This window comes from Evansella tamaricis (assembly GCF_019042215.1).
Lineage (GTDB): Bacteria > Bacillota > Bacilli > Bacillales > Salisediminibacteriaceae > Evansella > Evansella tamaricis.
Genome location: NZ_JAHQCS010000186.1, coordinates 38,065 through 56,786, shown reverse-complemented (window position 1 = coordinate 56,786; position 18,722 = coordinate 38,065). Strand labels below are relative to the sequence as shown.

The 18,722-nt window shown below is 39.2% G+C and carries 19 protein-coding genes and 1 other RNA gene; 2 read left to right on the top strand and 18 right to left on the bottom strand.

The features are described from left to right. From parE to KS419_RS24240, 4 genes are all read right to left on the bottom strand, one after another. Positions 1 to 1,971, bottom strand: a complete 1,971-nt coding sequence (gene parE, locus KS419_RS24255; protein ID WP_281419881.1) for a DNA topoisomerase IV subunit B — start codon at positions 1,969 to 1,971, stop codon at positions 1 to 3. Positions 1,972 to 2,317: 346 nt separating this feature from the next. Next, complete coding sequence (locus KS419_RS24250; RefSeq protein ID WP_217069681.1) at positions 2,318 to 2,725, bottom strand: CoA-binding protein; 408 nt, start codon at positions 2,723 to 2,725, stop codon at positions 2,318 to 2,320. A 65-nt stretch (positions 2,726 to 2,790) separates the two neighbouring features. After that, positions 2,791 to 3,213, bottom strand: coding sequence for a universal stress protein (locus KS419_RS24245; protein WP_217069680.1), 423 nt, complete (start codon positions 3,211 to 3,213; stop codon positions 2,791 to 2,793). Between the two features lie 280 nt (positions 3,214 to 3,493). Next, positions 3,494 to 5,008, bottom strand: a complete 1,515-nt coding sequence (locus tag KS419_RS24240; protein ID WP_246594765.1) for a carboxypeptidase M32 — start codon at positions 5,006 to 5,008, stop codon at positions 3,494 to 3,496. A gap of 152 nt (positions 5,009 to 5,160) precedes the next feature. Here KS419_RS24240 and KS419_RS24235 point away from each other — a divergent pair, with 152 nt between their 5' ends. Beyond that, complete coding sequence (locus tag KS419_RS24235; RefSeq protein ID WP_217069678.1) at positions 5,161 to 5,481, top strand: HesB/YadR/YfhF family protein; 321 nt, start codon at positions 5,161 to 5,163, stop codon at positions 5,479 to 5,481. 29 nt (positions 5,482 to 5,510) lie between these two features. Here KS419_RS24235 and moaA read toward each other — a convergent pair whose 3' ends face one another. The 11 genes from moaA to KS419_RS24180 all read right to left on the bottom strand — a co-directional run bounded on the left by moaA (position 5,511) and on the right by KS419_RS24180 (position 13,956). Beyond that, complete coding sequence (moaA, locus tag KS419_RS24230; protein WP_281419880.1) at positions 5,511 to 6,527, bottom strand: GTP 3',8-cyclase MoaA; 1,017 nt, start codon at positions 6,525 to 6,527, stop codon at positions 5,511 to 5,513. A gap of 369 nt (positions 6,528 to 6,896) precedes the next feature. Then, positions 6,897 to 7,139, bottom strand: a complete 243-nt coding sequence (locus KS419_RS24225) for a DUF2564 family protein (protein WP_217069677.1) — start codon at positions 7,137 to 7,139, stop codon at positions 6,897 to 6,899. A gap of 36 nt (positions 7,140 to 7,175) precedes the next feature. Further along, on the bottom strand, positions 7,176 to 8,084 hold the full coding sequence (locus KS419_RS24220; RefSeq protein WP_217069676.1) for a glycine betaine ABC transporter substrate-binding protein: 909 nt from the start codon (positions 8,082 to 8,084) through the stop codon (positions 7,176 to 7,178). A gap of 22 nt (positions 8,085 to 8,106) precedes the next feature. Beyond that, positions 8,107 to 8,940 (bottom strand): ABC transporter permease, encoded by an 834-nt coding sequence (locus tag KS419_RS24215; protein WP_217069675.1) that lies wholly within the window; start codon positions 8,938 to 8,940, stop codon positions 8,107 to 8,109. Beyond that, positions 8,937 to 10,205, bottom strand: a complete 1,269-nt coding sequence (locus KS419_RS24210; protein WP_217069674.1) for a quaternary amine ABC transporter ATP-binding protein — start codon at positions 10,203 to 10,205, stop codon at positions 8,937 to 8,939. The genes KS419_RS24215 and KS419_RS24210 overlap by 4 nt, the downstream gene beginning before the upstream one ends. Before the next feature lie 249 nt (positions 10,206 to 10,454). Continuing rightward, positions 10,455 to 11,591, bottom strand: coding sequence for a THUMP domain-containing class I SAM-dependent RNA methyltransferase (locus KS419_RS24205; protein WP_217069673.1), 1,137 nt, complete (start codon positions 11,589 to 11,591; stop codon positions 10,455 to 10,457). Positions 11,592 to 11,754: 163 nt separating this feature from the next. Next, an RNA gene (rnpB, locus tag KS419_RS24200) (RNase P RNA component class B) lies at positions 11,755 to 12,145 on the bottom strand. Positions 12,146 to 12,199: 54 nt separating this feature from the next. Continuing rightward, positions 12,200 to 12,607, bottom strand: coding sequence for a reverse transcriptase-like protein (locus KS419_RS24195; protein WP_217069672.1), 408 nt, complete (start codon positions 12,605 to 12,607; stop codon positions 12,200 to 12,202). Positions 12,608 to 12,621: 14 nt separating this feature from the next. Further along, complete coding sequence (gene gpsB / locus KS419_RS24190) at positions 12,622 to 12,945, bottom strand: cell division regulator GpsB (RefSeq protein WP_217069671.1); 324 nt, start codon at positions 12,943 to 12,945, stop codon at positions 12,622 to 12,624. A gap of 60 nt (positions 12,946 to 13,005) precedes the next feature. Beyond that, positions 13,006 to 13,566: an SLOG family protein gene (locus KS419_RS24185; protein WP_217069670.1), complete on the bottom strand. Its 561-nt coding sequence runs from the start codon at positions 13,564 to 13,566 to the stop codon at positions 13,006 to 13,008. A gap of 111 nt (positions 13,567 to 13,677) precedes the next feature. Continuing rightward, positions 13,678 to 13,956 (bottom strand): CotD family spore coat protein, encoded by a 279-nt coding sequence (locus tag KS419_RS24180; RefSeq protein WP_217069669.1) that lies wholly within the window; start codon positions 13,954 to 13,956, stop codon positions 13,678 to 13,680. A gap of 471 nt (positions 13,957 to 14,427) precedes the next feature. Between KS419_RS24180 and KS419_RS24175 the strand changes: the two genes are divergently transcribed. Then, positions 14,428 to 14,751, top strand: coding sequence for a 2Fe-2S iron-sulfur cluster-binding protein (locus KS419_RS24175; RefSeq protein WP_217069699.1), 324 nt, complete (start codon positions 14,428 to 14,430; stop codon positions 14,749 to 14,751). Positions 14,752 to 14,753: 2 nt separating this feature from the next. Here the strand turns inward: KS419_RS24175 and KS419_RS24170 are convergent, their stop codons facing one another. The 3 genes from KS419_RS24170 to KS419_RS24160 are packed head-to-tail and all read right to left on the bottom strand — an operon-like array spanning position 14,754 to position 18,720. Continuing rightward, on the bottom strand, positions 14,754 to 15,521 hold the full coding sequence (locus tag KS419_RS24170) for a 3'-5' exonuclease (RefSeq protein WP_217069668.1): 768 nt from the start codon (positions 15,519 to 15,521) through the stop codon (positions 14,754 to 14,756). Then, positions 15,522 to 17,438, bottom strand: coding sequence for a DUF294 nucleotidyltransferase-like domain-containing protein (locus KS419_RS24165; protein ID WP_217069667.1), 1,917 nt, complete (start codon positions 17,436 to 17,438; stop codon positions 15,522 to 15,524). A 16-nt stretch (positions 17,439 to 17,454) separates the two neighbouring features. After that, complete coding sequence (locus tag KS419_RS24160; protein ID WP_217069666.1) at positions 17,455 to 18,720, bottom strand: ribonuclease H-like domain-containing protein; 1,266 nt, start codon at positions 18,718 to 18,720, stop codon at positions 17,455 to 17,457. Positions 18,721 to 18,722: the final 2 nt, after the last annotated feature.

Below are 18,722 nucleotides of genomic sequence, written 5' to 3'. Positions count from 1 at the left end.
TTACTCCTCCTCTGTGACTAGCATATTTTCATTATCTAGTATATTCGTCTCTTCATTTAAACCAAATTGAACATTTCGTTCAATCCACTTTCGACGGGGTTCCACCTTATCACCCATTAGTGTTGCGACCCGACGTTCTGCCCTTGCTATATCGTCAATACGAACCCTCACGAGTGTTCTCGTCTCGGGATCCATCGTTGTTTCCCAAAGTTGAGTGGCGTCCATTTCACCAAGACCTTTATATCTTTGGATAATGTACCCTTTACCAATCTTTTTAATTGCATCCTTTAAACCTACTTCATCCCAGGCATACTCTATTTTCTCCTTCTTTCCAGAACCTTTGCTCACTTTATAGAGCGGTGGAAGGGCAATATAGACACGTCCCGCTTCCACAAGAGGTCTCATGTATCGATAGAAAAACGTAAGAAGTAATACTTGAATATGAGCACCATCTGTATCCGCGTCTGTCATGATAATAATTTTATCATAATTAATATCCTCTAAATGAAAGTCGGAACCAACATCTCCGCCAATAGCATAGATAATGGTACGTATTTCTTCGTTTTTCATAATGTCCGCAAGCTTTGCCTTCTCCGTATTAATGACTTTACCCCTTAATGGGAGCACAGCCTGGAACTTACGGTCACGCCCTTGTTTTGCAGAGCCTCCGGCGGAGTCCCCCTCCACAAGATACAACTCATTTCGTTTCGGATTCTTCGATTGGGCTGGTGTCAGCTTGCCGCTTAACATAGCGTCTTTTCGTTTATTCTTTTTCCCGCTCCGCGCATCTTCTCTTGCTTTTCTGGCCGCTTCCCTTGCCTGAGATGCTTTTATAGCTTTACGGATCAGCAAGTTACTGAGATCTGGATTCTCTTCTAAAAAGAAACTCAATTTCTCTGATACAATACTATCCACAGCAGATCGTGCCTGTGGTGTCCCTAATTTCCCTTTTGTTTGCCCTTCAAACTGAAGTCGATCCTCTGGTACACGAACGGATACGATGGCTGTAAAGCCTTCCCTAATATCGTTCCCATCCAGATTTTTATCGCGGTCCCTTAACAGTTGGAGTTTCCTCGCATGCTCATTCATTATTCGGGTAACGGCAGTTTTAGCTCCAAGCTCATGGGTTCCTCCGTCTTTTGTTCGAACATTATTTACGAAAGATAGCATATTCTCGGTATATGCATCATTGTATTGGAAAGCAAAGTCTACTTCAATACCGTCTTGGGCTCCTTCGAAAGAGACAACGGAATGGAGGTGTTCTTTTTCTTCGTTTAAGTATTCCACAAAAGCCTCTAGACCCGTTTCAAATTGAAAAACCTCATTGTCATTTTCTTTATCTGACCGAAGATCCTTTAGTTCTATTTTTAAACCTTTTAAAAGAAATGCCGCTTCCCTTAGACGTTCTGCCAATGTATCAAAATGATAGGATGTCGTACTAAATATCGTGGGATCCGGTTTAAAATGAACAGTTGTACCTGTTTTTTTAGTCGTGCCAATTTTTTCGAGCGTTGTAACCGGTGTACCACCACGTTCGAAACGCTGACGGTAGATATAACCCTCTCGGTGGATGGTCACCTCTAACCACTCGGAGAGCGCATTTACAACAGACGCACCAACTCCGTGAAGTCCTCCACTTGTTTTATAACCACCTTGACCAAATTTCCCTCCTGCATGCAGTACAGTTAAAATAACTTCCGGAGTCGGTTTCCCTGTACGATGCATTCCAGTTGGATAACCACGGCCGTTATCCTTCACGCTTATACTTTCATCTTTATGTATCGTTACAATTATTTCATTTCCGTACCCTGCAAGGGCTTCATCTACGGAATTATCAACAATTTCATAAACAAGGTGATGGAGACCTCTATGATCTGTACTACCAATATACATTCCTGGGCGTTTGCGAACCGCCTCTAAGCCTTCAAGTACTTGAATGGCGTCATCATTATAGTCAAAGTTTTCCTTCATGGACAATGAATTCTTCTCCCTTCTCAAACCGAACATACCTTAAAACTACTATATAACATAACATAACAATCGGAGTCTTTCGATATTTATTACTGAAAAAAGATCATTTGTATGTCTTTTTCCATACATCAGTACTAATTACGATAAAGAATTCATACAACGTTTGTCAATTCTAATTACAAAATTAATCATTTTAACCGAAAGATTTTCCATGAAATCAATCTCTAGAATTCATTCAAATAAGGAAAGAAATAAGGAAAAAGTATGAAAAATATAAAAAAAATTATACTACCTATTATCTTACCAAAAACAACCGGCTACCAAGCCGGTTGTTTTCCATTGAGATTTATTTTGTTAGTGCATGTTCTACTTTAATACATCTGTCCATGATAACTGTCATGCCTGCCCCACTAGCGATCTCATAAGCTTCCTCATTTATTAATCCTTGTTGTGCCCAAAACACTTTAGCATCCACTTTTTCAGCATCTCTTGCAACATCAGGTAAATGTTCACTACGTCTAAAGACATTAATAATGTCTACAGGACCTGGTAAATCCTTGAGAGTAGGGACTGCTTTTACGCCTAAAACTTCTGAAACTGTAGGATTAACTGGAATAATGTCATATCCAGCAGCCTGAAGAGCTTCTCCTATTTGGTAGGACGTACGCATTGGATTATCAGAGAGCCCCACAATCGCAATTTTTTTCGAGCTTTTTAGAATTTTTCCTATTTCTTCACGAGTTGGATTTTCCATATTTAATCCCCCTTCTTGAATACGATTCCTTGCCTTACTGCAATGTATGCGCTTTCGAATTAAAACTATTTAATTATTAATACTGGACAATTTACCCTTTTGGCAACTTTATGACTCACACTGCCTAAAACCATCTCTTGTAAAGGGTTAAGGCCTCGACTTCCAATGACAACAATATCATATTCTCCTGAATTTGCTTCTCTGATGATAGAAGGTCCAGGATCCCCATACATATGTTTCGTATAGAGAATCACATCTTCTTTCCGAATAACATCTTCTATTTCCTTTGTTCTTTGTTTCATATCTTCCGGTACTTCTTTCATTTTTACATCTTTATCCACGATTTCTTTTCGTCCTGGAATATCATCTACAACATGAATTAAAGTAATGGATGATTCTTCGGTATTTTTAGCTAAAAACAGTGCCTTTTCCATCGCCCTTTTAGAATGATTTGAACCTTCTGCGGCTAATAATATCCTCTTAAACATGTTTCCCCCTCCGATATTAGTTTTTTTTCACACTTCCCCATTCAACTTACTCCCCATTAATATTTCCTTACTTTATCCTATTCACGTTTCCCAATCTTTTAAACGTCTGCATAAGAGATCTTAAGATACCTTGAGCAAGTTTATCTCTATTCGTTTTATTATATTTAACAATCTTTATTTTGTATTTATTTTAGATTGTTAATACGGTACGTGAAAAAAATATCTAAATATGATGTTTTAAGAAAAACCTCAGTAGTAAGTTCACAGAGGCCCTTCTCTACTAAACAAGTTGATAAACGGTACGGTATTTTGTTTTCAAATAATCAATTAAATACGTGGCATTCACGCCTTCTCCTGTAACATCTTTCAGAATGTCCAACGGCAATTTCCTTTTTCCATACTGATGTACGTTAGCAGTGAGCCATTCTTTAATAGGCGCCAGTTCTCCAGCTTGCAACAGGTTATCGAAATTTGGAATGTCCTTATCCATCGCCTTCTTTAGTTGGGCAGCATAAACATAACCTAATGCATAAGAAGGAAAGTACCCAAAAGAACCCCCGGACCAGTGAACATCCTGTAATACACCTTCTGCATCCGTTGCAGGACGAATTCCAAGGAATTCTTCCATCTTATCGTTCCACGCATCTGGGAGGTCTTTCACTTCCAATTCCCCGTTAATCAAAGCCTTCTCCAATTCATATCTCAAAATAATGTGAAGGGAGTATGTCATTTCATCGGCTTCAATCCGAATAAACGAAGGTCCTGCCACATTAATTCCACGGAAAAACGTTTCTAGATCTACATCATCAAATTGACCTGGTGAATATCTTTTTAAAAGGCTATAGTTCTTTTCCCAGAAAGCTTTATTTCTTCCAACAAAATTCTCCCAGAAGAGAGATTGCGATTCATGAATTCCCATGGAAGTACCTGTGCAAAGAGGTGTTCCAATGTATTTTTTGTCTATATTCTGCTCATAAAGGGCATGTCCCCCCTCATGAATTGTACCAAATACAGCAGTTCGAAAGTCCTTCTCATCATATTTCGTAGTTACCCTTACATCCCCTGGATTTAGTCCAATGGCAAAAGGATGTACTGTCGTATCCAAACGGCCAGCATCAAAATCATACTGCATACTTGATAAGATTTCTTTGCTCAGTGCCTCTTGATCTTTCGACGGAAAGTGCTTAAACAAAAAGTCCGTAGCAGGTTGATTTGAGGCTTCTGTTACTTCTTTCACTAACGGAACTATTTCTTCCCGTAATTGTCCGAATACACCGTCAAGAATATCCACCGTCAAACCTGGTTCGTATTCATCAAGCAGGGTATTATATTTATTTCCTTCGTAGCCAATCCAGTCCACATACTTCCGGTTGAAATCTACAATTTTTTCGAGATAAGGTTGAAAGGAAGGAAAATCATTCTTTTCCTTTGCCTCTGCCCAAGCGGATTCCGCCTTTGCGGTTAAGACAACAAATTTAGAATATTCTTCAGCTGGAACCTTTGTTAGCTTTTTATATTCCTTCTGACATTCAAGAAGACACCCCTTTGTCACTTCATCCAACTGACCGAATGTCTTTTCTTCCGTTAACTCATCCAGAAATCCCTTCATTTCTTCCGAGGTCTTCATACTAAACACTTCAGAAGATAATGTTCCTAAAACTTCTGATCGTTGTTCCACACCTTTTTTAGGTGCCCCTGTTCTTAGATCCCATGCCATTAATCCAATAGCTTCCTGATAATTCGATATTTTCTTCAAATACTCGCGAAATGCTGTAGCTTTTTTTTCGATTGACAAAACGCATTCCCCCTTTGATTTATGTAATAATTTACAGTGATTTGATTTGGCTTTTTTATTATACCTCCAAATCATTCGTAGATCATCCTTAAACACTTATTGCATTAGGATTTTCTTTCCGATACTATAAGTGAGTAGAAAGGATGAAAATGATGAATTTTACAATTAGTAATAAGGCACTTGTTTTGTATCAAAAGGAAATGCAGTTGCAGGAGCAAGATACACTGATGTTTTTTGTTAGGGTTGGTGGGATCGGTTCCGGTGGATTTTCCGTAGGAGTTACTAAGGAGAAACCAGACACTCCCCATTATACTTTTCACCAATCAGGTATTACCTTTTATATTACGGAAGAAGATGCGTGGTATTTCGACGGAATGACCATCGATTTTGATGAAGACCTTGGACAAATGATCTTTGAAAATCCTAGTATTGAAGATGTTACCAATCCAAATCCCCATTCAAAAGGGACATAAATATCCTAATGCCCCTAACCTATCAGTGTTCATCCCCCTAGATGGGACATTTCCATTTTTTTTATTTGTTTCTTATCCGTATTGAACAACCTTTCCTCAGAATAACGGTCATTTCTATTTGTCCAAATCTCTTCAATACGGTGAATCATTTCATCATCACTTGCACCGGATCTAAGAAGGTCTCTCAGATTATGCCCTTTTGTTGCAAAAAGGCAAGTAACCAAGTTGCCGTCTGCTGATAGTCTCGCACGGGAACAAGTGGAGCAAAAGGCATCTGTAACAGAAGAAATAATTCCGATTTCATTACCATTTTCCTTGTATCGGAATCTATCGGCAACTTCTCCAATATAATTTGGTGCTACAGGTTCCAGCGGTAGTTCCTTATTAATAATAGTAAATATTTCTTTTTTACTTACTACATGATCCAACTTCCAACCATTTGTATTTCCCACATCCATATATTCAATAAATCGGAGGATGACACCCGTGTCTTTAAAATATTTTGCCATAGGGAGGATATCCTCTTCATTCATTCCCCGCTTTACTACCATATTTATTTTCACATTAAGATCCGCTTTAACTGCCGATTCTATACCATCTAAAACGGTTTGCACACTTATATTCCTGCCATTAATATACCGAAATTTTTCATCATTCAAGCAGTCGAGGCTGATAGTAACGCGATTTAATCCAGCTTTTTTTAATGATTTAATATGCCCGGGAAGGAGGGAACCATTGGTTGTCATGGCAATGTCCTCAACCCCGTCAATATCATTAATCATAGAGACTAAGCGAACAAGATCGGACCTCATAAGTGGTTCTCCACCAGTTAGTCTTACTTTTCTGATTCCGGCACTTTTTACAAATAACTTAGTTAAATAAGCAATTTCTTCAAATGTCAAAACTTCTCCCTTTGGCAAAAATTGAAAGTCCTTGTCAAATATTTCTGGAGGCATACAATAACGACACCGAAAATTACATCGATCTGTTACTGAAATCCGCAAATCCCTTAAAGGTCTCCCTAATCGATCCTTCATTTTAACCATAATATTTCTTCCCCCCAGTAATTCTATTATACGTTGAACGTTTTTTAATTAACAAGGGAAAAAAAGGTTCAGACTTTTACCAACTATAAATATTTTAACCTTATCATTAGTTACTTTAAAATTTGCTATGGTATATAATGCTGCTGATTTTTGCTTCAGGACGCTCCCTTTCACCTCAAGCACAAGTGCCACATCCATCTTACTTCACTTCGTTCGTATACATGGTGTCTTCTTAGCAGCGGAGGGTTCGCGAGTATCCTCGTCGTTGCGCTCTTTCAATTAACTACAACAAAAGCTGCGTCACAAAAGTACGCAGCCCTTAAAACAGTTTATCTTAGTATAGTTTATCGAACGTATTACTAAAAATTCCTATTGTTTTGCCTCGTGAATTTGATGCTCCAACTTTTCGATTAATCCAGAGCAATAGGTAATTAATTCCTCATCTAGATGGTGTTCCATTCCCATCCTAAGTTGAGCTTTTGCCGATTGAATAGCATCCTCAGCACTTTCTAATTGATCTGGATCCATACTCATTGTAGCACTCCCAACAGTCTTTTGAGCGGCTTTCACTGCCATTTCAAGCTGATGTTTATCGTCAAATGGTTCTGACATTTGCTATTCATCTCCTTTAATTTTTTTCCTACCTTCTTAACCTTCCCATGCTCCATTTGTCATTTCATTTACCTTTTCCTGATTTTCTTCGATCCATTGTCTGGCAACTTCTTCTTCGGAAATTCCCTCGTCTAACTGAACAATCATATTTTCCACATCACTAACATCAAAACTCCAATTAGAAAAGAATTCATAAACTTCTGGAGCACGTTCATCAAGTCCATTTGTCGTTAAAATGTGAACTTCAGATGTGGGATGAAATTCCTCTTCATCTTCTTCTAGAACACGCAACTCCCAATCAGCAAACATGGGATGTGGTCTCCAACCTAAAAACAATACTGGATCTCCGCTGGAAATATGCCTTCTTGCTTCACTTAACATTCCCGCTTCACTGGAAGCCACATACGTTAAATCTAAATCATACGATTCAATTAGGGCTCTTCCAGAATCCGTCATACCTGCCCCTTCTTCAATCCCAAAAACTTTATTATCAAACATACCTTCGTTTCCCCTTAAGTCACTGATGGAATTAATTCCTTCCACATATTCAGGGATAACCCAACCTAATTCCCCTTCAGCATAACTTACAGCTACATCATCTATATTTTCCCCAAATCGCTCCATATAATTTGCGTGCATATCCGGTAACCATGCATCCATGAATACATCAAGATCACCACGGTGTAAACCAGTATAAATAGCACCAGGGTCAGCACTTTGTAACTCCACCGTATACCCTAAATCCTCCAATATCTCCTTTGCAATATGAGTAGGAGGGATCGTTGAAGTCCAATTAGTTACACCAAAGGTAATGGTTTGATCACGATTAATATCTCCACCACCATCTCCTGTATCTGTAGTGCCTCCTCCATCATCAGCCTGTCCACATCCAGATAAGCCAACAATTAACGAGACGATCAGTAAACATTTCAGTTTTAGTTTCATTTTTTTTACTCTATCCTTTCACTTATGTTTTTTTCGGATTTAACCCTTGTGTGATTCTGTCTAATATGATCGCTAATACAACAATTCCTAATCCGCCAATCAGGCCTAGTCCAACATTTACTCTGGAAATCCCTGCCAGTACAATGTTCCCTAAACCTGGGGCTCCAATCATGGAGGCGATCACTGCCATCGACAGGGCGAGCATGATGGTTTGGTTTATTCCAGCCATCATCGTAGGAATGGCCAACGGAAACTGTACCTTTGTCAGCATTTGCCAAGACGTGGCCCCAAAGGCACGGGCAGCTTCCACGACATCCTCCGGTACTTGGCGAATTCCAAGATTTGTTAGCCTAACACAAGGTGGTGTAGCAAAGACAAAGGTGGATATGACAGCAGGTACACCTCCTAAACCAAATAACAAAATTGCTGGTATTAAATAGACAAAGCTTGGTAATGTCTGCATGAAATCAAGGATAGGTCGGATAATCCTGTCTGCCGTTTTTGATTTAGCACTCCAAATACCAATTGGTATACCAATAATTATGGAAAATATCGTTGCTACAATTACTATTGACAGAGTTTGCATCCCTTCAACCCAGAGGTCTACAGATCCCAAATAAAGAAACCCTATTAATGTAAAGATAGCAACACCTCTCCCAGCGGTTTTCCAAGCGATGGCAATAATAATAATTGCCCATAATTCAGGAGGACCCCACAATAGAATAGAAGCAACTATATCCAATACCCAACCTATCATCGCTCTTATACCATCAAAAAATCCCCCAAGCGTTGGAATTAACCAATCATCCACAAACATATTGGTCCATTCTTCTAAAGGGAAATAGAAATAATTCATGATTGCTCACCTCCTTGTTTTACATCCTCTGTAATAGAATCACCCACCATTTGTTTGATATTATCTTCAGATTCTTCCACACCGTTCTCACCTTTACCTAAAACAAGACCTGATAAAATAGAAACACGGACAATAATACCAGCTAACCGTTCATTTTTTATCACCGCGATAGGATATTTAGTTTCTGCCGCCACACCGATTAGATCCGTTAAAGGGGTGTCTGGATCCGTCTGATGGAAGTCCTGAATTAATACATCTTCTACCCATTTATTTGTTCTGATCGCATCCACTGCATCATCTATTGTCAATAATCCTTTTAATTTTCCCCCTTTGTCGACCACAAAGATACTGGAGATCCCTTTCTCCTGCATTCGGCGTACTGCAACTCTTGGGCCGTCCTTGAATGTAGTGACAACATCCGGCTTGATCATAACATTTTCAGCAACCAATACTTTGGACCGATCCACATCTTCCACGAAATTCGAAACGTATTCATTTGCCGGATTGCGCATAATTTCTTCAGATGTCCCAATCTGAACAATTACTCCATCCTTCATAATGGCGATACGATCCCCTAATTTAAGAGCTTCATCCAAATCATGCGTAATGAAAATAATCGTTTTTTTCCACTCTTCCTGAAGTGTAAGAAGCTCATCTTGCATATCTTTTCGAATTAGTGGATCCAATGCACTGAATGCTTCATCCATTAACAATATATCGGTATCAGATGCAAGTGCCCTTGCTAATCCTACCCTCTGCTGCATACCGCCACTAAGTTGATCGGGGTAGCTATCTTCATATCCAGCAAGCCCTACGGCATTGATCGCTTCTTTTGCTTTTTTACCCCTTTCCTCAGGATCAAGTCCTTGTATTTCCAGTCCGAATTCCACATTATTCAATATGGTTCGATGTGGAAGTAAAGCAAAACGTTGAAATACCATTCCAAGTTTTTTCCTGCGAACATTTAATAATGCTGTTTTGTCCATTTTGGAGATATCATCCCCATCTAAATAAATAGCTCCATCTGTAGGTTCGATCAACCGATTTATAAGACGAATTAATGTTGATTTCCCGCTACCAGAGAGCCCCATAATTACGAAAAATTCTCCTTCTTCCACATCAAAGGACGCCCTGTTTACTCCAACTGTCATCCCAGTTTCCCTTAGGATCTCATCCTTTGATTTTCCTTCTTGTAAAAGTGATATTCCTTTCTTAGGATGAGAACCAAATACTTTAGTTAAGTTCTTCACTTCTATTTTTTTCATAATGAACTCCTTTTCAAAGCTCCAATTTTTCATAAGATTACTATTTGCATATATAGTAAATCCATGCATTCCGTTTTGATTGGATAGCTGATTCAATGAATCGATTGAATCTGGAATAAAACACGCTTCTAGTTTTGATTACGAAGTGGTGCAGGGGAGGAAAAAGAACAAAGAAAAATTAACATACTTCTGCGAAATAAAAAACTTACCACCGTTTTATATAAACAGTGGTAAGTAATTAAGTAGTTTTTATTTTTTTTGGGGACGTTTACCCCAGTACTGATAAAAGTCCGTTCGGATATTACCGTTATACAACTTCCGTTTCTTTGTGGCTTTTGCTCCGTACAATTTTTCAAAGTATTCATGCGAAGTAATAAAATAGGCGGACCAAGTTTCCAGCGGACGAAATGTTCGTCCCAGTTCCCGGTATAAGTTTTCCACATACGCCTTTTCACTCATCCGTTCACCATATGGGGGATTGCCAACAACTACTCCGTATTCGTCTTTTGTTGTAAAGTCCTTTACCTGCATCTGCTTGAATTTAATTTGATCCGGAAATCCTGCTTCCATGGCGTTGTTCACTGCAAGTTCAATCATGTTATGGTCAATATCAGACCCAAAAATTTGAAGGGGCTGATCATACTTTGCCATATCTTCCGCTTCTTGAAGAGCAAGATCGTACCACTCCTTTTTATACCAGTCCCAGTTTTCAAAGGCAAACTCGCGGTTAATTCCAGGCGCTATATTTTGACCTATCATTGCTGCTTCAATTGGCAGTGTACCAGATCCGCAAAACGGATCTACAAACGGACGATCCGGATGCCAATTCGTTAATTTAATCATGGCAGCAGCTAGTGTTTCTTTTAATGGCGCTTCATTATGTAAATAACGATATCCCCGTTTATGTAACCCAGTACCACTTGTATCAATCGTTAACGTTGCCACATCCTTCAAAAGGGCAACTTCTATTCGATGCAAAGACCCTTTCTCTTCAAACCAGCTGATATTATATTTTTGTTTTAAACTTTCTACAACTGCTTTTTTTACAATTGCCTGTGAATCTGATATGGAAAAGAGTTTTGATTTCACAGATCGCCCGATAACAGGAAATTCAGCATCTTCCGATATGTAATCGGACCAGGGCAATGCCTTTGTTTTTTCAAATAGTTCCTCAAAGCTTAGTGCCGTAAATTGACCAACAAGGAGTTTCACCCGATCCGCTGTCCTTAACCAGAGATTTGCCCTCGCAATTCCTGAAGGGTCTGCCTCAAAAATCACCTTCCCATTCTCCACAGTCACATCCTGATACCCTAAAGCCCTTACTTCTTCTGCTACAACCGATTCTAACCCCATTGCCGCAGTTGCAATTAACGTTACGGATTCCACAGATCTTCATCCTTTCACCTGAGAATGTACAATTCTTTACTAGTATGGCGCAAAGTGTGTAAAGGTTCAATGTTTTTACTATTTTGGACATGAAAAAGCCCCACGATACCTTAATTGGAATCGTAGGGTTATATCATCGTTAAAAGTGTTGACGCCATTCATGTTTTGTAAGCCATGTTCTGTACCATCGTACTACAAACGGGTGTCGGCCCTCGTACTCAGGCAGCAATCATCTGTCTACAGACAAATTGTCTGTTCCCCATTCCGTTCAATTCCTTCCTGGGGATGCCCCTACCTAATTTTGGGTTTCTCGCTCGTGGGGTTTACCCCGTTCCACTCTGTCCGTTTCCAGACAGACTTCGTCACTGTGGCACTTTCAAGGTATTCACACCATATGAACCGAAATTCACGTAGGTGTTTTCCCTGCCGTTAGTCCAGTCGAGACCAGACTACCCTAGCTTATGACTTCGCTAGGCACGAACACTACAGTCATCGCAGACTGTGCGAGCATGGACTTTCCTCTACTTCAAATGAAGCAGCGATTACTCAAACATAAATGGTTGTCGTTTAAGCGACAAGATCTATAATAACATAACTATCTAGAGCCTTCAAGTTCCTTTTTTTCCCTTTGATGACTGAACAGCTCTTCTTGCCAATTGATCTGCCTCTTTGTTTTGTTTGCTTGGAATCCACTTCACAAAAACATAGTCAAATTCTTTTTCAATTAAGTCCAGTGATTCATTAAGTAAGACACGATACCGATCTTTTTTAACATATTTTTTGTCAAGGGCATCTTCTAGTATTTGTGAATCTGTTCGGATCGAGAGTAGACGAAATCCATAATCACGGCATAGTTTTAACGCATGTATCAGAGCTTGAAATTCAGCATCGTGATTGGACATTGTTCCTAAAGGAATACTCTCTCGAATTAATTCTCCACGGTTTTTAATAAATATTCCAGCACCAGAAGGCCCCGGATCACCAGCACTGGCCCCATCAATATAGACTTCTATCAATATGTCCGCTCCTTTTACCCTTGAAGCTTATTCCCAAAGACATGCTTTTCTAAATTAGACAGACGCCTTAAAATGTCATAGTTCGTATTCCCAGGCGGCGGAGACTGTTGAGGCTGCTGTTGACGTTTCGTGTGCTCCGTTAATTGGACAGCTTCTTTTTTCAGGCGTTCCACTTCTTTTTCTAACCAGTTTACTCTGTTTTCAAAGGCATCATAGTCTTTAATAATCTGGTCAAGGAACTGATCCACTTCTTCTTGATTGTAACCGCGGAGCCCTGATTTAAAATCTTTCTCAAGAATATCCTTTTGTGTGAGACGGCTTATTCGTTTTTGGCTCAATTAAGTTCACCTCTATTAATCGATCTGTTTATTTTATTTTTTCAAAAAGCGTGTAGCTTGTCAATTCCAATTATTTTCTTCCTGAGATTCCCGGATCACATCTTCAATGTCATCTGGAGTGAGGTAGAAAATAGGAAAGTCAGAGACCGCTTCTCGCTTCTTTGCATAGTTTAAATAGAAACTTGGACTACCTTCTAAATGTTCGTCATAAAGGACCAAAAAGGCATCCGATTTATCAATAATGAATTGGTTCTTTTGGCGAAGTTGGGAAGAATGTTCGTATTTCCGTTTTGATATATAATCATTATAATCACTTTGTTCCCATATGTAAGTATATAATTCTTTCACAGGATCACTCCATCGCTCCTGTTGTTCATAAAATGGTGCTAAAGTTGCCACTTTGATTGGGTACATTTCTTTTAGTCCAATAGCCGCTTCCGCAGCCCACAGTTCAACACCTGGCTGGCCACTTGTGAGAATCCATTGTATCCCAAATTCCTCCACAAGTTCTTGTAGCTTTTTTTTGATCGCATACTTTAAATGATCTAATTGGACATGTTTTTCATTATATATGCCAAGTTCGTGAGGTTTATAACCTGAAATGGCTAAAACCGGGTACATTTCTTTCTCCCCTTCCAAGCAATTTAAATAACTATAACATATTTAAGCTCTCTGTACTGATATAAAGGTGAAAGCGAACCAGAATAATCTGGTCCGCTTTTAGCTATAAAATTAGCATCCGCGTCGTGGTGGGCAAATAAAGTCCTGACAAGTAGTACGGCACACCGTAGATTCTGAATGAGGGAAGCTGTGGTAATATCTCCAATTGTTATTTACTACATTTGTTGTATGGCTAGGGTGTACTACAGGTACTACATGATCAACATTAAACTGTCTTACTGCTTGACGAGCTGGTGCTACCCGTGGCGGATAGTACTGAGCTGCTGTTGGTGCAGGTCCTGCCGGTGCTGCTCCAGGTCCTGCTGGTACTCCTGGTCGTGGGCTAAACATAGTGTTATTTCCTCCTTTATTTTTTGATTCAATAACAAACTATGTTAAAACGACTGAAAAGTACTAGTGTAGTAACCTAATTTTACCGTCTAAATTTCTATTTCAAGGTAAATTTAAGCAAAAACTAGGCAACTATCATTGAAACATATAAAAAGTCATACCAATTACCACAAAAAAAGATACTAAAAATAGTTTAGCCACTTTCTCATCTTCCCTTCACAATGTATAATTCCAATTCAGTTTAAGGCCAAATTAGATTATTAACAAGTAGTTTTTTATTTCCTTCAACAAAAAATATTAATTTTCGTCATTTCCCTCACATCTCTGTTGTCATAACTTCCACTTCAATAAGAAAATCCCTCGAATAATTAGGCTTTCTGCGCTCTCCTGGGAAATATAGTGATGTTTAAGTTTGTGAAAAATCGGGAATTGATGGAATACTATAAGTATTTTCAGGAAGGGAGAGTATCAATGGGAGTAAACATTACAGTACCTGGTTTTGATACATTTGAAGTAGCTAAAGGGACAAAACTTGTCCTTGCACTTGAGGATCATGGAGTAGATATACTCCACCGATGTGGTGGAAAAGCAAAATGCACTACCTGTAGAATAAACGTTTTAAGTGGAGATTTAGGAGCTCTAACAGAAATAGAAAAAGAAGCCTTTGCTCGAAAAGGCCTCGATCAATCATGCCGGTTATCGTGCCAAGTAAGAGTGGAAGAAGATATTACAGTGGAACCAATAATGACAGTTTCCAAATCCGGTTTAGAACCAGGACCTCGTCCAGAAAAATAGAATTATACGTGGTTTGGCCGCCTTCTCCGAATAACTTTTTTCCGGTTTTTCATTGCCTTATCCCAATCGGAATAAGTAAAAATACCATGTTTTTTTAATTCGACAACAAACTTTTGAAACAATTTTGCAGTCATATCAGCATCATGCAGCGCATGATGCCTATTTTTTTTCTCAATTTCAAACCGGGATAACAAATCATCTAAGCTTTGGTTTTCATGGGGATACAAGACTTGGGCCATTTCATAAGAATCTATGTACTTGGGTGAATAGTTAGGAAACCCCCATCTTTTGGCTTGGATTTGCAAAAATGGAACATCAAAGCTGGCTGGGTGCGCAACAAGAACGGTATTATGGGAAAACAATAAAAAATTTGCAAAGGCGTCGGGAAAAGACTTTCCATTTTTCACTTCGTCTCTTGTTAACCCTGTAAGCTCCAAAACATCTTCGGAAGGTTCTTTGAAGGGTTTGATAATTTCATAGAAATGTTCCGGGAACTTCATATTCTTTAAGTTAATTTTCATCGCTCCGATGGCGATCACATCATCCCCTATCTTTGGAAAAAAACCGGTTGTTTCCAAATCAAATACAGTAAATGTTATCTCATCTAATGGCAGATCCATAACATAGGGGGAAAACTGAGATTCTTGAAAAACTGCTAAGTTTTGGTCAAACAGTCTTTTATTTTCCCAAATAAAACGAAGTCGATAGCTTTTAAAACGATGGAAATCATACACAAAATATTTTAGTACTTGAAAAAAAGATATTTCCATCTATATCCCCCGATTCTTTGCAAAACTTAATTCACTGATTTGCTGCAACCTCTTCGCAATCGTTAAAGATTCTTTCAGCCTCTTTTTTTCCTCTTTTGTCAGCGATGTTATGGACAATTCATTGGAAAGGGGAATATTACTTTTTAACTGATTCATGTGCTCCCTAATTCGAAATAAATGAAGATAATCCAATGCAAGTTTTGCATTTTTTACATCCCGGGGATGAAAAGCTTCTGCCTTTTCCAGTTCATCTAAGCGTTTTGACGTACTTACTTCCATAATCCCATATCGAATAGCAAATATTCGAACACCATTTACGATTTGCATCATTGCTGATTTCTTGAGATCGAAGGATTTTGATTTACCCTTCGTAACGATTTTATTGAATGAATTAATCGGTACACGAAACCGAATCGTATCTTTCATGAGCATGGCATGAAGTATTTTCCCCTTTTGGATAGTTGGAGTGACAGCTTCCCGCAGACGAATAGCTAAATCAAAATCACCAAAAACGGGGCGGTAATCCACAAAGATTGTAAAATCCCTTACTTCCTGTGAATCTGTTTCTTTAACCCACCTCTTAACTTCCTCCGTCCAGCTTTGAAGGCTTCTGCACCACTTTTCCTCCCGTGCCATGATGCCACCGGTACATTCTGGGAATCCACACATGACCAACATCCGATTTATCTTTTCTGCAAAATATTTAAAATAGTTTATTATATCTTTCTGATGGGGAAGGTGTTCATAATTATCAAGTATAAAACCATTGTCCTGATCGGTACTAAAAGCCTGTTCCTTCCTTCCTTGGCTACCCATGACAATGAAACAATAGTTAACTGGAGGCAGACCATACCCTTCCTCTTTCATTTCCTTTAACGCAATCTTAATTGCTTTCCTGTGGATCAGATCATTATAATTGGAAATGAGCTCACAAACCTCCGAGGCTGGTGTCCCATCTCGTAGTAGGGCATCGGTAAAAGAGATGAAGTGTTCATTGTTTTTTGGTGAGAGTTTCCCCAGTGCTTCCGGACTGTCAGCATGCTGTAATTCAAAAGATAAATTAATGTATTTCGAATCCTGTAATAAAAGAAAAGATTCTGCAGTTACTATTCCAACCACTTTCTTTTTTCTTAACACAGGCAGTAGATCTACATGCTCATCTTTAAACGATGGTAAAGCCTCATAACAGAAAGCATCCTCTTGAATCGTTCTCGCCCCCCTAAATGCCCAATCCTGAACATACTCATTCCCTTTCCCTTGCATGAGGGCATCCACAATTTGATGCTGTGTTATGATTCCAACAAGTTTTTTATCCCTGTCCCAAACAATTAACCCTGGCTTACGGAGTTCTGAAATGGTACGTGCTGCTTCTTTAATGGTTCTTTCTGTTAAAATTGCAGGTACCTTCTCCATAATCGTTCGAATCCTTGTTCGGTATAATGGAATATTCTCCGTGTCCCCATTGGAACGACTCCGTTTAATTTCCTCATAGAGTGATTTCATCCTGTCTCCGATTTCTCCAAGGATCACATCAGAAAACAGTTTGTTTTCTGTCATCACTTTAAGGAATGCGGCTTTATTAAATTGGACTGTTTCACAACGTTCCAGGGCCTGCACCGAAAAGTTTAATTGATTTCCGGCGAGGAGGATCAATGTACCAATTAAGTCTCCTGGATAATAAAAGCGGACAGAAAATGGCTGCCCATTTTCACGGTGGAGGACGTTTTTTGCTAATCCCTGCAATAAAAAGTGCATCTCAACTTCCTCATCTTCCTCATGGAAAAGGAATTCATTTTCCTTGAAAGAATGACGTTTGCTATTGCCAGTCATCTCCATAAATTCCGTGTCAGATAATAAATTAAATGGGCGTGTAGTACGGATAACATCCATATTCGTACGATTATTTTCCTCCTTCAAACGATTCACCTCCCTATTATCCAAGTTTCTTTTCCAAGCGTTCCACTCGCTTTTTTACAGCGGACAATAAATCCGTCTGTTTTTTCGTTAGACGTTGAGATCCTTTTAAACCTTGTTTGGCTTTTCTAGCATAAGCATGTGCAAGCAAATAATCTTTTTCCTGATGTTCAGCCAGTTTGGCAAGTTCAATATATGCGTCTATGTGGCAAAATGGGCTTATTTGAACACATTTGGTGAACGATTTCTTTGCATCTGCAACATCTCCCATTTTTTTCAAAAGGAGACCAAGACGATAAAAAGCGTCCCCACTGTCTTTGTCATCATAGTTAGAAGCTGTTATATAATGCCCCTTTGCCCCTTCCAAATTTCCGGTCTGTTCGAGCCAGTTTCCGATTTGGATGTGTTCCATTTGAGAGAACGGGGATTGTGATTGAAAAAATATACGATTGGAAATGGCAACAAAGAGACTTATTAACGATCGGACATCTTGATTATTGTGTTCAATGATTCCAAGCAAGTGCTCCGGATCTTCTTCCTGCAAGTACTCGTAATACAGAATTGGTGCCATACTTCCAGGAGTGTCATTTGACCGGAATATCCCCAGTTTTTCCTTTTCCACAATCGAAAGCCGGCAAGACGGAAGTTCATGTTTCCAAAGTCTTCTTGCAGCGTGCAACAAATCAATATGTCCAAAGGCAGGCAGTCTTGGAACCTGATCCCTTACAAACGTATGACGGGATCGGACTTGAGGCCAATCAAAGGCTTTCCCGTTATAACTGACCAAATAATCCTCCTCATGGAAATCCTGAAGAAAACCATAAAGAAACGCCCCTTCCGAAGACGGATCACCTAATAAATGTTGTATAACCTCAATTCCTTCTTTTAAAACACGGGCATACCCTATTAAAAAGATCGTATTCCCTGCTCCAGTGGATAGACCAGTAGTTTCCGTATCAAAGAACAACATTCGGTGGAGTGGGACATCCTTACAAGAAAGGGGGTGCTCATGGGAATATTCGTCCCATAATTTGTAAGTCGTCTCAATATCTCTCTTTTCAGCACTATTTTTCCATGGATAAAAGGACCGTTTTCGGTAGGAAATCTGGTCCCCAAAGGAGAAGGGATCAAATCCATGCTTCTTCCATTTTTCAGCTAATTCCCGGTCAGAATCGGCAAAAACGAGAACAGGTGGACTATCTTCCAGTTTTTCCACAAGTCCGTCATGTGTGTCTTCCGCTTTTAAGTGAGTCTTCATACGTTGTAATTTTGATTTTATACTCATTT

Coding starts and splice junctions, on each gene's coding strand:
- parE (WP_281419881.1), bottom strand. CDS start 1,971: ATGAAGGAAAACTTTGACTATAATGATGACGCCATTCAAGTACTTGAA.
- KS419_RS24250 (WP_217069681.1), bottom strand. CDS start 2,725: ATGGAAAATCCAACTCGTGAAGAAATAGGAAAAATTCTAAAAAGCTCG.
- KS419_RS24245 (WP_217069680.1), bottom strand. CDS start 3,213: ATGTTTAAGAGGATATTATTAGCCGCAGAAGGTTCAAATCATTCTAAA.
- KS419_RS24235 (WP_217069678.1), top strand. CDS start 5,161: ATGAATTTTACAATTAGTAATAAGGCACTTGTTTTGTATCAAAAGGAA.
- moaA (WP_281419880.1), bottom strand. CDS start 6,527: ATGGTTAAAATGAAGGATCGATTAGGGAGACCTTTAAGGGATTTGCGG.
- KS419_RS24225 (WP_217069677.1), bottom strand. CDS start 7,139: ATGTCAGAACCATTTGACGATAAACATCAGCTTGAAATGGCAGTGAAA.
- KS419_RS24220 (WP_217069676.1), bottom strand. CDS start 8,084: ATGAAACTAAAACTGAAATGTTTACTGATCGTCTCGTTAATTGTTGGC.
- KS419_RS24215 (WP_217069675.1), bottom strand. CDS start 8,940: ATGAATTATTTCTATTTCCCTTTAGAAGAATGGACCAATATGTTTGTG.
- KS419_RS24210 (WP_217069674.1), bottom strand. CDS start 10,205: ATGAAAAAAATAGAAGTGAAGAACTTAACTAAAGTATTTGGTTCTCAT.
- KS419_RS24185 (WP_217069670.1), bottom strand. CDS start 13,566: ATGTACCCGGTTTTAGCCATTTCAGGTTATAAACCTCACGAACTTGGC.
- KS419_RS24180 (WP_217069669.1), bottom strand. CDS start 13,956: ATGTTTAGCCCACGACCAGGAGTACCAGCAGGACCTGGAGCAGCACCG.
- KS419_RS24175 (WP_217069699.1), top strand. CDS start 14,428: ATGGGAGTAAACATTACAGTACCTGGTTTTGATACATTTGAAGTAGCT.
- KS419_RS24170 (WP_217069668.1), bottom strand. CDS start 15,521: ATGGAAATATCTTTTTTTCAAGTACTAAAATATTTTGTGTATGATTTC.
- KS419_RS24160 (WP_217069666.1), bottom strand. CDS start 18,720: ATGAGTATAAAATCAAAATTACAACGTATGAAGACTCACTTAAAAGCG.